The 13,046-nt window shown below is 71.5% G+C and carries 11 protein-coding genes; 4 read left to right on the forward strand and 7 right to left on the reverse strand.

The window, feature by feature from the left end:
- Window positions 1-4: 4 nt before the first annotated feature.
- Window positions 5-544 carry an NAD(P)H-dependent oxidoreductase gene (locus tag GV068_RS11770; RefSeq protein ID WP_229464105.1) on the reverse strand — a complete coding sequence of 180 codons (540 nt, stop codon included), beginning with the start codon at window positions 542-544 and terminating at the stop codon, window positions 5-7.
- A 45-nt stretch (window positions 545-589) separates the two neighbouring features.
- The gene (locus tag GV068_RS11775) at window positions 590-3,271 is read right to left on the reverse strand and encodes a bifunctional acetate--CoA ligase family protein/GNAT family N-acetyltransferase (protein ID WP_159697601.1); all 2,682 of its coding nucleotides are present in this window, start codon (window positions 3,269-3,271) and stop codon (window positions 590-592) included.
- 173 nt (window positions 3,272-3,444) lie between these two features.
- Here GV068_RS11775 and GV068_RS11780 point away from each other — a divergent pair, with 173 nt between their 5' ends.
- The 4 genes from GV068_RS11780 to GV068_RS11795 all read left to right on the forward strand — a co-directional run bounded on the left by GV068_RS11780 (window position 3,445) and on the right by GV068_RS11795 (window position 6,798).
- Window positions 3,445-4,281 (forward strand): universal stress protein, encoded by an 837-nt coding sequence (locus GV068_RS11780; protein ID WP_159697603.1) that lies wholly within the window; start codon window positions 3,445-3,447, stop codon window positions 4,279-4,281.
- A gap of 87 nt (window positions 4,282-4,368) precedes the next feature.
- Window positions 4,369-4,815, forward strand: a complete 447-nt coding sequence (locus GV068_RS11785; RefSeq protein ID WP_159697605.1) for a hypothetical protein — start codon at window positions 4,369-4,371, stop codon at window positions 4,813-4,815.
- A 99-nt stretch (window positions 4,816-4,914) separates the two neighbouring features.
- Window positions 4,915-5,688, forward strand: coding sequence for a universal stress protein (locus GV068_RS11790; protein ID WP_159697607.1), 774 nt, complete (start codon window positions 4,915-4,917; stop codon window positions 5,686-5,688).
- A gap of 12 nt (window positions 5,689-5,700) precedes the next feature.
- A complete protein-coding gene (locus tag GV068_RS11795; protein ID WP_159697609.1) occupies window positions 5,701-6,798 on the forward strand; it encodes a GGDEF domain-containing protein in 1,098 nt (365 codons plus the stop codon).
- A 22-nt stretch (window positions 6,799-6,820) separates the two neighbouring features.
- Here the strand turns inward: GV068_RS11795 and phbB are convergent, their stop codons facing one another.
- Genes phbB through GV068_RS11820 form a run of 5 tightly spaced genes read right to left on the reverse strand, consistent with a single transcriptional unit; the run spans window position 6,821 to window position 13,046 of the window.
- Window positions 6,821-7,543, reverse strand: coding sequence for an acetoacetyl-CoA reductase (gene phbB, locus GV068_RS11800; RefSeq protein WP_159697611.1), 723 nt, complete (start codon window positions 7,541-7,543; stop codon window positions 6,821-6,823).
- A gap of 28 nt (window positions 7,544-7,571) precedes the next feature.
- Window positions 7,572-8,693: an ABC transporter permease gene (locus GV068_RS11805; RefSeq protein WP_159697613.1), complete on the reverse strand. Its 1,122-nt coding sequence runs from the start codon at window positions 8,691-8,693 to the stop codon at window positions 7,572-7,574.
- Between the two features lie 2 nt (window positions 8,694-8,695).
- Window positions 8,696-11,422 carry a ribosome-associated ATPase/putative transporter RbbA gene (rbbA, locus tag GV068_RS11810; protein WP_159697615.1) on the reverse strand — a complete coding sequence of 909 codons (2,727 nt, stop codon included), beginning with the start codon at window positions 11,420-11,422 and terminating at the stop codon, window positions 8,696-8,698.
- Window positions 11,419-12,549 carry an HlyD family secretion protein gene (locus GV068_RS11815; RefSeq protein ID WP_229464107.1) on the reverse strand — a complete coding sequence of 377 codons (1,131 nt, stop codon included), beginning with the start codon at window positions 12,547-12,549 and terminating at the stop codon, window positions 11,419-11,421. Before GV068_RS11815 ends, rbbA begins: the two co-directional genes overlap by 4 nt.
- The gene (locus tag GV068_RS11820; protein ID WP_159697617.1) at window positions 12,546-13,046 is read right to left on the reverse strand and encodes a universal stress protein; all 501 of its coding nucleotides are present in this window, start codon (window positions 13,044-13,046) and stop codon (window positions 12,546-12,548) included. The genes GV068_RS11815 and GV068_RS11820 overlap by 4 nt, the downstream gene beginning before the upstream one ends.

A 13,046-nucleotide genomic window follows, 5' to 3' on the forward strand; every position in this document is an offset into this window, starting at 1 on the left:
GACCTCAGCGCGCCTGTACGCCCAGCCGCCGCATCCGTGCGAACAGGCGTTCCGCAGCCGCTGCGTCGAGCGCGCCGGTGCTTCCCACGATGGTGCTGCGCACCGGCTCGATGCCGGCAAAACCAAGGATGTTGCGGCGCATCAAGCGCAGGCTGGGGGCGCCGTAGAACCAGCGATACAGTAGCGCCGGCATGCCCATGCTGACCACCAGGCGCGCGCTGCGCCCGCCCAGCAAACCGGCGCGCAGCGGATTGCGCGGCGCCGGATCGAGCGCGAAACCGGGCCGTGCGACCTGCTCCAGGAAACCCTTGAGCAGGGCCGGCATGTCGCCCAGCCAGAGCGGATAGAAGAACACCAGGTGCTGGGCCTTGTGGATCGCCTCCTGGACCGCCGCCACCCCGGGGGGCGGCGTCCCGTGCTGCCAGGCGTCCTGGCTGGTCAGCAACGGCAGGCCCAGGCGCGCGGCCTCCACCAGCTCGACCTGATGGCCGGCGGCGCGCGCCCTCGGCGTAGCTGGCCGCCAGCGCATGGCACAGGTGGGCATGTGCACAGTCGGGATGGCCCTGGATGATGAGAATGCGGGTTGCCATCAGTGCGCCTCCTTGCCGAGCTCGAGCGTCATCTCCAGGGTCCCCTCGGGCCCGCTCTCGAGCCGGAAGCCGCAGGCGCGCGCCAGCGCGTGCATGCGCGTGTTGTCCGCCAGCGCGGCGCCACGCACGCGCGCCAGGCCGCGCTGGCGGCAATACGCCAGCAGGCGCTCCATCAGCAGCCGCCCCAATCCCCGCCCCTTGAGGTCGGAGCGCACCACCACCGCGAACTCGCCCACGGTGTTGTCGGGGTCGACGATGACGCGCGCCACGCCCAGCGTCTCGGCGCCGGCGCTGGCGCCACGCGTGGCGATGAAGGCCATCTCGCGCGCATAATCGATCTGCGTGAAGCGCGCCAGCTGGGCCGGCGGCAGCTCGCGCATCATGCCGAACATGCGGAAATGCACGTCTTCCGGGCTGAGCGCGTGGAAGAAGGCCTGGTGTGCCGCCGCGTCCTCGGGGCGGATCGGGCGCAGTGTCAGGGGACCGAGCGCGCTGTCGACTTCGCTGGCCAGCTCTTCCGGATAGGGCAGGATCGCCATCCTCGCCAGCGGATCGGCGCCGGGCGCCAGCGGGACCAGGCGCATGCGGGCGTCGAGCGCTACCGCGCCCCCTGCGTCGGCCAACAGGGGATTGATATCGAGCTCCACCAGCTCAGGCAGGTCGACCACCATCTGCCCGACCCGCACCAGGACCTCGTAGACGGCGTCGAGGTCGGCGCGCGGGTGGTCGCGAAAGCCAGCGAGCAAGCGCGCCACCCGCGTCCTGCCGACCAGGTCGGCGGCCAGCACCCGGTTCAGGGGCGGCAGGGCGACCGCCTGGTCGGCGCTGACTTCGACCGCGACGCCGCCCTGGCCGAACAGCACGACCGGTCCGAACACCGGGTCGGTCGCGACCCCGACGATCAGCTCATGCGCCTGGGGCCGTCTCGCCATTGCCTGCACGGTAAAGCCAGCCAGGCGCGCGCCGGGCCGGCCGGCGCGCACCCGCGCCAGCATCGCGCGCAGCGCCGCGGCCAGCGCCGCCTCGTCGGCGATATCGAGCGCCACGCCACCGACGTCGCTCTTGTGGACGATGTCGGGGGACAGGATCTTGAGCGCCACCGGATAGCCGATCGCCCGCGCCGCCATACCTGCCTCGCCGGCATCGCGCGCCGTCGCGGTGCGCACCACATCGATGCCGTAGGCGGCCAGCAAGGCCTTGGCATCGGCTTCCCCGACCGCCGTCTCGCCGCGCGCGAGCATGCCGGCAACCAGCGCGCGCGCGGCCGCCCGGTCGGGCAGATCCGCCGTAGCGGCCGGCGGCGACTCGGTCAGCATGCGCTGGTTGCGGCCGTAATCGACCAGCTGCTGGAAGCCGCGCACAGCCTCCTCGGGCGTGTCGAACACCGGCAGGCCGGCGTCCTGGCACAGTGCGCGTGCCTGGGCGACGCTGTCGCCGCCCAGCCAGCAGCACAGCACCGGCAGGCGGCCGGCGCGCATCAGCGGCAGCAGCGCACGCGCAATGTCGGCGCTGGGCACGATGGCGGTCGGCGCATGGATGAACAGGATCGCGTCCGTATCAGGATCGTCCATCAGGGCCTGCAGTGCGAGCGCATAGCGCTGCACCGGCGCGTCGCCGACGATGTCGACCGGGTTGCCATGCGACCAGGAGGCAGGCAGCCCCCCCGACAGCGCCGCGATGGTGCGTGGCGCCAGGACGGCGAGCGCTCCGCCGCCGTCGACCAGGGCGTCGGTCGCCATCACGCCGGGGCCGCCGCCGTTGGTGAGGATGGCCAGCCGCGCGCCGGCCGGGCGGCGCGGCTGGCCCAGGATGGCGACCGCGTCGAACAGTTCGGCGGTGGTGAAGACGCGCAGCATGCCGGCGCGGCGCAGCGCGGCATCGTAGACACGGTCGGCGCCGGCCAGCGCCCCGGTATGGCTGAACGCGGCGTGCGCGGCCTCGGCCACGCGGCCCGCCTTGACGATGATGGTCGGCTTGGCGCGCGCGGCCCCACGTGCGGCCGACATGAACTTGCGCGCCTGGCGCACGCTTTCGGCATACAGCAGGATGGCGTCCGTCCCCGGATCACCCGCCAGGTAGTCGAGCAGGTCGCCGAAGTCGACGTCGCTGCCGTCGCCCAGCGACACGAAACACGAGAAGCCGATGTGCCGGGCCCGGGCCCAGTCCAGCACCGCCGTGACCAGCGCTCCCGACTGCGCCACGAAGGCCAGGCGCCCGGGCAGCGCCGCCGCGGGCGCGAAGCTGGCGTTCAGGCCGATGCCGGGCACCAGCAGCCCGACGCAGTTGGGCCCGAGGATGCGCAGCAGGAAGCGGCGCGACGCGTCCAGCATCGCCTGGCGCAGGCTGCGCCCGTCCGGCCCGGTGGCATCGAGCCCGGCACTGAGCACGATCGCCGCCCGGCAGCCGCTACGGCCGAGGCTGGCGACGATCGCGGGTACCGTGTGTGCGGGCGTGCAGATCACCGCCAGTTCGGGTACACCCGGCAGTGCGTCGATGTCGTCGAATACGGGCAGGCCGGCCAGCTCGCGGTATTTGGGGTTGACTGGCCACAGCTCGCCCTGGAATCCAGCCCCGGTCAGGTTCGCGAGCACGGTCGCGCCGACGCTGCCGGGACGCGCCGAGGCGCCCACGACGGCGACCGAGCGCGCCGAGAAAAAGTGTTCCAGGTTCCGCACGCTCATGCGTTCGCTCCGTTCAGGAATCGGCATTGCGTCAAGCGTACGGCAACACTCGTCAAAAAATTTGACCGAGATCAAAATAGGCAAACAAAAACATGATACTGCCAATTTCGTCGTGGACGCCGGGCGCCGCCCGGCATACGCTGACGGCATCGTTCCTCTTCTGGGAGCCGCGCATGCCCTACAAGACCATCCTCGTCCATGCGGAGTCAGGCCAGGGCGCAGCCGAGCGCCTGCGGCTGGCGTGCCGGCTCGCGCGCCGTTTCGACGCCCACCTGATCGGCAGCGCGCCAACCGGCATTTCACGCTTCCTCCCGCCGCAGGTCGTCGCCGAGGGCGGGGCGGCCCTGCTCGCGTGCTGCGAGGCGATGCGGCGCGATGCGGCGGCCGGGCTTGCGCTGTTCAGCCGCGTCGTGCGCGAAGAAGGCGTGGCTTCGTTCGAGGAGCGGCTGGTCGAGGACGATGTCGACGGCGGCATGGCGCTGCAGGCGCGCTATTGCGACCTGGTTGTGGTCGGGCAAAGCAGTCCGGACACGCGCCCGCGCGGCACGCTCGGCGACGTGCCGGAGCACCTGCTGCTGCATGGCGGCCGTCCCTTGCTGGTGTTGCCCGCCGGCGGCTGGCGCGACGAACTGCAGGGGCCTGCGCTGCTGGCCTGGGACGGCAGCCCCGAGGCCACCCGCGCCCTGACGGGCGCCCTGCCGCTGCTGCGCGCCGCATCAAGCGTGACCGTGATGACCTGCGGCAGCGGCGACGCCGCGGCCGGCGATGCGGCGGACGCCTGCGGGCGCATGATGGGCTACCTGCGCCGGCAAGGCGTGACGGTCCATCCGCATCGCGCACCGGACACGCAGCATGTGGGCGCGACGATCCTGGCCGGGGCCGAACACATCGGCGCGACCCTGCTGGTGATGGGTGGCGCCGGTCAATCCCGCCTGCGCGAACTGCTGCTGGGCAGTACCACGGCAACTGTTCTGCGTTCCATGAGCCTGCCAGTCCTGCTAGCCCACTAAGCCTTCAAGGTTTTTGATTTATATCAAACATTTTTTAACGGCAGGCGCGGAAACTGAGGGTCGTCAATACATGTCCGAGGAATTGCGATGAGATCCCGCCGCCCCGTTGCTCCGAACCCGCAGGCGCTGTGCGCTGTCCTGCGCCATGCCCGCCGCGCCCTGTGCGAGCGCGTCGCGCAGGCACAGCAGGCGCCGGACACGCTGGCGCACGACTTCCCCGGCCTGGTGGCCGCCGTCGAAGCAGGGTTCCGCCGCGAAGAACTTGCCATGGAGGCGCTGCATGTTCCCGGACTACGCGAACGGCGGCAGCACCATGCGATCATCCTGGGCGCCCTGCACCATGTGCAGCCGGCGGTCGAGGGCGGCAACCTGGAACTGGGCCGCGAAGTCGTGCTCGCGCTGCGCGACCTGCTCGAGCTGTCGCGCCTGTCCGCCGATCTCGTGCTCGCCATGTCCGCCCCGCAAGCGCAGGCGTCCGCCCGCCCTCCGTCCGGCGTGCGCGGCCCGGCGGCGCGCCGCGGCATCGCAGGCTGAACCCCGCATTCTTCCCCTAACTTTCATGGAGCCACCATGGCCTACCGCAGCATCCTGGTACATGTCGACCAGTCCCGCCACGCCCCGGCCCGCTATCGGATGGCGGCGGCGCTCGCCGCCGCGCACGGCGCGCGCCTGCTCGGGCTAGCCATGAGCGGGATCCCGCGCACGGTCTTCCCGGAGGGTTTCGACGCGCCGCCCGGAAGCCTGTGCGCCAGCTACTTCGCGCCCCTGGCCGCGCAAGCGCGGCATGCGCTGGACGGTTTCGAAGCACTCATGCGCGACAGCGGCACCGCCTGCGACACGCGCCTGATCGACGATGGCGCCGACGACGGCCTCGCGCGCATGGCGCGCTTCGCCGACCTTGTCGTGGTCAGCCAGGACGACCCCGACGAAGCCCTGACCGACGGCGCGCTCTGCCTGCCCGAGTACCTGATCCTGAACAGCAGGCGGCCCGTGCTGGTCGTTCCCCGCTCCGATCCGGCGCCGGATCCGGCGCCGCATGTCCTGCTCGCCTGGGATGGCGGCAAGGAGGCCGGCTTTGCCGCCTGCGCCGCCGTACCGCTGCTCAAGCGTGCGCGCGCCGTCACGGTCGTGCGGCTGGCGGAAGATGGCGCGGACGGCCTGCTCGCGGAACACGAGAACACGGAACTGCGCGGCTACCTCGGCCTTCACCGCATCGCGCCGCGCTTCATGACCGTGCCGCCGTGCCACGACCCCGGCAGCGATCTGCTTGACATTGCGCGCGCGCACGGCTGCGGGCTGCTGGTGATGGGCTGCTACGGCCACACCCGCTGGCGCGAGCTGTGCCTGGGAGGCGCCAGCCGCACCGTACTGGCCGACGCCGCCATCACGCTGCTGCTGGCGCACTGACACCCCCTCGCCATGCACATGCGTGAAGGGCGGGGCGAGCGGTTCGCGGGGGCGCCGGCGCTCGGCGCGGAGCCTGTCACGGCGCCGCCGGACGAGCGCCTGCCGGTACTCGGCCCTGCCTTCAGTGCCTGCGTGCTCATCCTCGGCATCTGGGACCTTGTCGCCAACGGCTCCCAAACGCCGTCCAGCCTGCTTCTGCGCCTTGCCCTGGTATTGCTGGGCATCCCGGGCTATGCCTGGCCGGGCGGCGCGGCATCCACGCTTGGCCGCTGGCTGCTGGTGTTCACCACCCATTCGCTGGCGCTGGTAGTGAATGCGGTGTCGCTCGCGCACGGCCTGACCGAAGCCATGCCGGTCCTCGTGATCTCGGTGCTGGTGGCCGGGCTGGCCGAGAGCCGCCCCCGCCGCTGCATCGCAATCCTGCTGCCGTCCGCCCTGTTCCACGCGATTGCGGGTGCACTGGTGCTGCCCCAGCTGGTGTGGCTGGCCAGCGTCGCCGCCAGCGCCGTCGCGGTGGCCATGGCGATGCTGATCGCCGCCGCCAACGGCAGCATCCGCGAAGCCGCCTGGCGCCATGAGCAGCAGTTGCTGCATGCCTGCCGCTACGACAGCCTGAGCGGCGCGATGTCGCGCGCCTACCTCACCGAACTGGCCAGGCGCGATGTATCGCTGGCGCGGCGCCATGCACGGCCGCTGGCGGTGGCGATGATCGACATCGACCACTTCAAGCGCGTCAACGACACCCATGGCCATGCGACCGGCGACGCCGTCATTCGCTCACTGGTCGACACCTGCAGGGCGAGCCTGCGCCAGGACGACTACGTGGGACGCATCGGCGGCGAGGAGTTCGTCTGCATCCTGCCGGAGACCGGCGTGGACGAGGCGTTCGCCTGCGCGGAGCGGATCCGCACGAATGTCGAAGCGTCTCTGCTGGCGGCAGCCGGCGGCCCCGTCCGCTTTACCGTGAGCATCGGAGTCGCCGTGCTGTGCGGCCACGACGGCTGGGACGCCCTGCTGCGCGACGCCGACGAAGCCATGTACCGTGCAAAGGCGGGCGGACGCAACCGGACGACAGTGGCCTCCGACGCACGCTGCGACGCCTGCGCCTGAAGCGCTGGCGCCGCGGCACCCTTCATGCCAGGTACTGGCCGCCATTGACATCGAAGGTGGCGCCCGTGATGAAGCCTGCATCTTTGCCTGCCAGGAACGCGACCATGCGCCCGATATCGGCCGGGGCGCCCAGGCGTCCAACCGGGATCGCGGCCACGATCGCCTGCAGCAGCTCGGGACGGACCTCCGCCACCATCGCGGTGTCGCAGTAGCCGGGCGCCACCGCATTCACGGTGACGCTGCGGGCGGCGTTTTCGAGCGCCAGCGCCTTGGTGAAGCCGAGGATGCCCGCCTTGGCGGCCGCATAATTGCACTGCCCCGCCTGGCCCTTGCGGCCATTCACCGAACTGATGTTCACGATGCGGCCGAAGCGCCGTTCGCGCATGCCCTCGATGACCTGGCGCGTGACGTTGAACATCGAACCCAGGTTGGTGTGCATCACGCGCCACCATTGCTCCTCGCTCATCTTGTGGAACATCGCGTCGGCCGTGATGCCCGCGTTGTTGACCAGGATGTCGACCGGCCCGAGTTCGGCGCCGACACGGGCGACGCCGTCGCGGCTGGCCGCGGCGTCGGCGACATCCCAGCGGTACACGGCAATGCCGGTCTCCTGCGCCATGCGGCGCGCCCCCGCCTCGTCATGGTGATAGGTCGCCGCTACCCGGCAGCCTGCCTCGCGCAGCGCCTCGGCGATGGCCAGCCCCAGGCCGCGGGTCCCGCCGGTGACCAGTGCAATCCGTTCCATGTTCTCTCCTTGTCCTTGGTTGGTGATCTCAGCCCTGCCGCATGGCGCTGCCAAAGCGCGCCAGCGCCAGCCCGAACAGCGCGGCGCCGATCGCGGCCAGTGCCAGGAACGGCCGCCAGACGACGTCCTTCCCGGCGCCGCGGAACAGGATGGCCTGGCTCAGCTCGACGAAATGGGTGGTTGGCGCCAGCAGCATCGCCTCGCGCAGCAGCCAGGGAATGCTTTCGCGCGGCGTGGTTGCGCCGGACAGCATCTGCAGCGGCAGCAGCACCAGGATGACCAGCAGGCCGAACTGCGGCATGCTGCGGGCGACGGTCGCCATCAGGATGCCCAGCGACGTGACGGCGAACAGGTGCAGGGCCGCGCCCGCGGCGAACAGCGGGATCGTTCCCTGGATGCCGATATGCAGCAGCGCCTGCAGGATACCCAGCAGGGCAAGCAGCGCCGCCAGCAACACCACCGTCCCCATCGACCACTGCTTGGCGAGCATGATTTCGGCAGCGCTGACCGGCATCACCAGCAGGTGTTCGATGGTGCCGTGCTCGCGCTCGCGGATCAGGGCGGCGCCTGCCAGGATCACGCCCAGCATGGTGATGTTGTTCACCAGTTCCATCAGGCCTCCGAACCAGGCCGGCGCCAGCGCGGGATTGAAGCGCGCGCGCATCGTCAGCTCGACCGGGACCGGCGCCGCCGTACGCACGCCCTGCAGGTAAGTCGCAATCTCTCCCACGGCAATCTGCTGGACGTAGCTGCTGCCCGTGAATGCCTGGCTCATGCGCGTCGCGTCCACGTTCAGCTGCAGCTCGGCGGGACGTCCCGCCAGCACGCGGCGCTGGAAACCGGCCGGGATGACCAGCACGAAGGTCGCCATCCCGCGATCCAGGCGCGCGTCGGCCTGCACCAGCGAGATCGGCTCAGGCGCGAGGAACTGCGGCGGCGAGAAGGCGCTGCGCAGGCGCAGCGACAGCGGCGAACCGTCCTCGTCGACGATGGCCAGCGCGGCCCGCGCCAGTGTGTCAGGCTGGGCGGTGGCGGCGATGTACACGGCGCCGCTGAAGGTGTATACGATCAGCAGCAGCATGACCGGATCGCGCACCAGGCTCCACCATTCCTTGATGCCGAGGCGCCAGACCTTGCGCAGCGAGACCATGTTCAGCGCTCCTGCTTGGGCAAGGCCGCGATCGCGAGGCAGAGGATGACCGGGAGCGCCGCCAGCAGGGCCGCGATGTCGCCGGCCAGTTCACGCAGCCCGAGCGCCTTGCCGAACACGCCGCGGCTGATGGTCAGCATGTGCGAGGCCGGGTAGGCTTCGCCGATCGCGCGTGCGGCCCCCTCCAGCGCAGCCACGGGATTGATCAGGCCGGCGTACTGGATGGCCGGGATCATGGTGCCGATCATGGTGAAGAAGATCGCCGCGATCTGGCTGCGGGTAAAACTCGACGCCAGCAGGCCGATGCCGGTCGAGCAGAAGGCATAGGCCAGCGCCGCCGCGGCCAGTGTCGCGAAACTCCCGGTAAGCGGCACCTGGAACAGCGTCACCGCCAGCAGCACCATCAGGAGGAAGTTAAGCATCGCCAGCACCACATAGGGAGCCTGCTTGCCGAGCAAGAATTCGCTGCGCCGCACCGGTGTTACGTAGAGGTTCACGATCGACCCCATTTCCTTCTCGCGCACGACGGCCAGCGCCGCCTGCATCGCCGGCATCATCAGCAATAGCAGCGCCATGATCCCCGGCACCATCGCCGGCAGGCTGCGCACGTCCGGGTTGTAGCGGAAACGCGTCTCCACCGAGACGGGGGGCGTGGGAGGTGTGACGCCTGCCTGCCGCATCCGGGCCGCCAGCCATTGCTGGTGCATCCCCTGCAGGTAGCCTTGTACCGTTTCAGCGCGCATCGGCATGGCGCCGTCGATCCAGGCTCCGACCTGGGCCGGGCGGCCGGCCGCGGCGGCGCGCGCGAAACCGGCCGGGATTTCCAGCGCCAGCGCCAGTTCGCCCGAGCGCAGCCGGCGGTCCATGTCGGCGTCGTCCAGCAACGCCGGGCGTTCGACGAACCAGCGCGAGCCCGACAGGTTGAGCGCGTAGTCGCGGCTGAGCGAGGTCTGGTCGCGGTCCAGCACCGCGTAGCGCAGGTCCTCGACATCCATGCTGATGCCATAGCCGATCACCACCATCAGCAGGAGCGAACCGAGCAGCGCGAGCGTGGCCCGCACCGGATCGCGGCGCAGCTCGAGCGACTCGCGCCAGCAGTAGCTGCCGGCGCGCCGCCACCAGCCCCCTGCTCCGCGCCGCGCGCCGGCGCCATGCGTGTCAGGTGGCGGCGCTGCGGGCGCCGCCGCTTCGCCGCCGGCCTCGCGCAGCCACCCGATGAATGCCTGCTCCAGGCTGTCCGCGCCGCGCTCCCGGCGCAGGGCTTCCGGTGTGCCGCTGGCCAGCACCCTGCCCGCATGCATCAGCGCCACCCGGTCGCAGCGTTCGGCTTCGTTCATGAAATGGGTGGAAATGAAGATCGTGACGCCGTCGTCGCGCGCCAGGCGCAGCATCTCGGCCCAGAAGCCGTCGCGCGCGACCGGGTCGACGCCGGAGGTCGGTTCATCGAGGATCAGCAGTTCGGGGCCATGCACCATGGCTACCGCCAGCGACAGGCGCTGGCGCATGCCCAGCGGCAGGCGGCCGGGCAAGGCGTCGAGCACGCCCTCCAGCCCGAAGCGCTGCGCGGCGTCGGCGCAGCAGGCCTGCACGCGCGCCTCCGGCAGGTCGAACAGGCGCGCGTGCAGCAGCAGGTTCTGGCGCACGCTCAGCTCCTGGTACAGCGAAAAACCCTGGGACATGTACCCGACGCGCAGGCGCGCGGCGCGCGCGCGGCCGCTGGCCGGCTCGCCGAACAGGAGCGCCGTGCCCCCGCTGGGTGCGAGCAGGCCGGACAGCATCTTCATGGTGGTGGTCTTGCCGCAGCCGTTGGAACCGATGAAGCCGAAGATCTCGCCGCGCCCGATGCTGAAGCTGACGTCCTGCACCGCGGCGAAATCGCCGAAGCGGCGCGACAGGCCGCGCGCCTCGACCGCGGGAGCGCCGCCGGGCGCCGGCGCGGGCCGGGCGGCCGCCAAAGGCCGGTAGCCGGCGCGCCGCTGCGCCGGCAGTAGCGCAACGAAGGCCTGCTCCAGGGTGGTGCTGCGGGTGCGCTCCAGCAGCCCCTGCGGCGTGTCCGCCGCCAGCACCCGTCCGGCGTCGAGGGCGACCAGCCAGTCGAAGCGGCGCGCCTCGTCCATGTAGGCGGTGGCGACCAGTACGCTCAGCCCGGGACGCTGGCTCCGGATGGCGGCGATCAGGTCCCAGAACTGGGCGCGCGCCAGCGGATCGACCCCGGTGGTCGGCTCGTCCAGGATGAGCAAGTCGGGCTCGTGGATCAGGGCGCAGCACAGGCCCAGCTTCTGTTTCATGCCGCCCGACAGCTGGCCGACCGGACGACCGAGGAAGGGATGCAGGCCGGTACTGCGGGTCAGCATGTCGATCCGGGCGCGCCGCTCGGCCGGGGCCTGCCCGAACAGGCGTGCGAAGAACTGCAGGTTTTCCTCGACCGACAGGCTCGGGTACAGGTTGCGACCCAGTCCCTGCGGCATATAGGCGATGCGGGGACAGGCCCGGCGCCGGAACGCGCCATCGGCCATGTCCCCCCCCAGCACCCGCACGCGGCCCGCGCGGATGCGGCGCGCGCCGGCCAGCACCGCCAGCAGGCTCGATTTGCCGACGCCGTCGGGGCCGATCAGGCCCACCATGCGTCCGGCCGGCAAGTCCAGGTCGATCCCGTCGAGGGCGACCGCCCCGCGATAGCGCAGCGCCAGCCCGGACAGCTGCGCGACCGGCGCCGGCTCCGTTGTCACGGCCGGCTCCGCAGCGCCAGCTGTGGCGGCCAGGGACTATTGCGGTCGAGCCTGATCCAGGCCACGCCCGGCACACCGGCCTTGACCTGGCTGGCATATCGCTCCAGCACGCCGCGATCGACCTGGGCCTTGACCCGGAACATCAGCTTCTGCCGCTCGCTGGCGGTCTCGACGGATTTGGGCGTGAACTGGGCCACGCTCGCGACAAAGGTCACCGTGGCCGGCAGCACATAGCCGGGAGCCGCGTCCAGCTGCAGCCTCACCTCGCTCCCGAGGGCGACGCGGCCGGCCGCCGTCTCGGGGATGAAAAAGCTCATGAAGACGTCGGTGAGGTCGACCAGGTTCAGCACCTTGCCGCCGCTGCCCAGCACCTCGCCCGGCTGGGCCACGCGGTACTGGATCCGGCCGGCGCGCGGCGCCACCAGCACGCTGTCGCGCAGGTCGGCGTCGATGCGCGCGGTGGTCGCCGCCGCCGCGGCCACGGCAGAGCGCGCTCCCACCACCTGGGTCTGCGCCGCCTCCACCGCGGCGCGCGCGGCGTCCTGCTGCGCGCGGGCGGCGCTCAGGGCCGCTTCCGCGCCGCGCATGCGGGCCTCGCTGTCGTCCAGCTCCTGCACCGCCACCGCGCCGGCCGCGGCCAGCGTGGTGGCGCGCTTCAGGCGCCGCGCCGTCGCGTCGAGCTCGGCCTGGCGCTGGAGCACGACGGCGCCGGCCGCCGCCTCGTCGCTGCGCCGCATCGCCAGTTGCGCAAGCGCGCCGGCAACCGCGTCGCGCGCCTGCTGCTCGCGCGCCCGGGCTTCGTCGCGCTGGGCCTGGAGCGACTGCAGGTCCATCCGCGCCAGCACCTGCCCTGCGCGCACAAGGTCGCCCTCGTCGACCAGCACCTCGCGAAGGCGGCCGGGAGACTTGGTCGCGATGTCGACCTCGGTGGCTTCGATGCGCCCGTTCCCGCTGACAAAACTGGGGCCGGGCCCCTGGGGCTGCGACCGGCGCCAGGCCTGCGTTCCCCCGATCGCGAGCGCGAGGACCAGCAGCACGCCGCCGGCGCGCCACCAGCGCTTGCGGCTTGCGCCCGCCGACGGCGTGGCACGCCGCCCTTCCACCGCCATGCCGTCGTCACGCTTCATGAAGCCGCTTCGGCGGGGCAACTGCGCGCCAGCGCTTCGGCCGGCGTGGTGGCGCGCGGCGGACGCAGGACCATCACCGGCACCGGCGCGGACGCGAGTACGGCCTGCGTCACGCTCCCCGCGAGCAGCAGGCTGACACCGCGCCGACCGTGCGAGGCCATGAAAATCAGGTCGCAGGCCTGCTCGCGCGCCGTGTCCACGATCGTCTCGGCCGGATAATAGGACAGCTTCGCCAGCGCAGTGCAGGCGATCCCGGCGGCGCGCACCTGTGCGGCGACCGCCTCCACCATGGTCCGCGCATGGTCCAGCAGCACGTCGGCCTGGGGGCCGGGATCGACCAGCATGGCGCCTTCGATCGACGGCAATACGGTCTCCGGTACCGCGACCGACAGAGTCAGGATCTCGGCTCCGCAGGCCCGGGCCAGTTCGATCGCCGCCGGCACGGCGTGTCCGGCGACGGGCGAACCGTCGGTCGGGAGCAGGATGCGTTTGTACAT

It is taken from the genome of Massilia sp. 9I, assembly GCF_902506415.1.
Classification (GTDB): Bacteria; Pseudomonadota; Gammaproteobacteria; order Burkholderiales; family Burkholderiaceae_D; genus Telluria.

What these genes read in the sequence shown, in the direction of transcription:
- GV068_RS11770 (WP_229464105.1), bottom strand. Translation starts at nt 544, where the DNA reads ATGCCCACCTGTGCCATGCGCTGGCGGCCAGCTACGCCGAGGGCGCGC.
- GV068_RS11775 (WP_159697601.1), bottom strand. Translation starts at nt 3,271, where the DNA reads ATGAGCGTGCGGAACCTGGAACACTTTTTCTCGGCGCGCTCGGTCGCC.
- GV068_RS11780 (WP_159697603.1), top strand. Translation starts at nt 3,445, where the DNA reads ATGCCCTACAAGACCATCCTCGTCCATGCGGAGTCAGGCCAGGGCGCA.
- GV068_RS11785 (WP_159697605.1), top strand. Translation starts at nt 4,369, where the DNA reads ATGAGATCCCGCCGCCCCGTTGCTCCGAACCCGCAGGCGCTGTGCGCT.
- GV068_RS11790 (WP_159697607.1), top strand. Translation starts at nt 4,915, where the DNA reads ATGGCGGCGGCGCTCGCCGCCGCGCACGGCGCGCGCCTGCTCGGGCTA.
- GV068_RS11795 (WP_159697609.1), top strand. Translation starts at nt 5,701, where the DNA reads ATGCACATGCGTGAAGGGCGGGGCGAGCGGTTCGCGGGGGCGCCGGCG.
- phbB (WP_159697611.1), bottom strand. Translation starts at nt 7,543, where the DNA reads ATGGAACGGATTGCACTGGTCACCGGCGGGACCCGCGGCCTGGGGCTG.
- GV068_RS11805 (WP_159697613.1), bottom strand. Translation starts at nt 8,693, where the DNA reads ATGGTCTCGCTGCGCAAGGTCTGGCGCCTCGGCATCAAGGAATGGTGG.
- GV068_RS11815 (WP_229464107.1), bottom strand. Translation starts at nt 12,549, where the DNA reads ATGAAGCGTGACGACGGCATGGCGGTGGAAGGGCGGCGTGCCACGCCG.
- GV068_RS11820 (WP_159697617.1), bottom strand. Translation starts at nt 13,046, where the DNA reads ATGTACAAACGCATCCTGCTCCCGACCGACGGTTCGCCCGTCGCCGGA.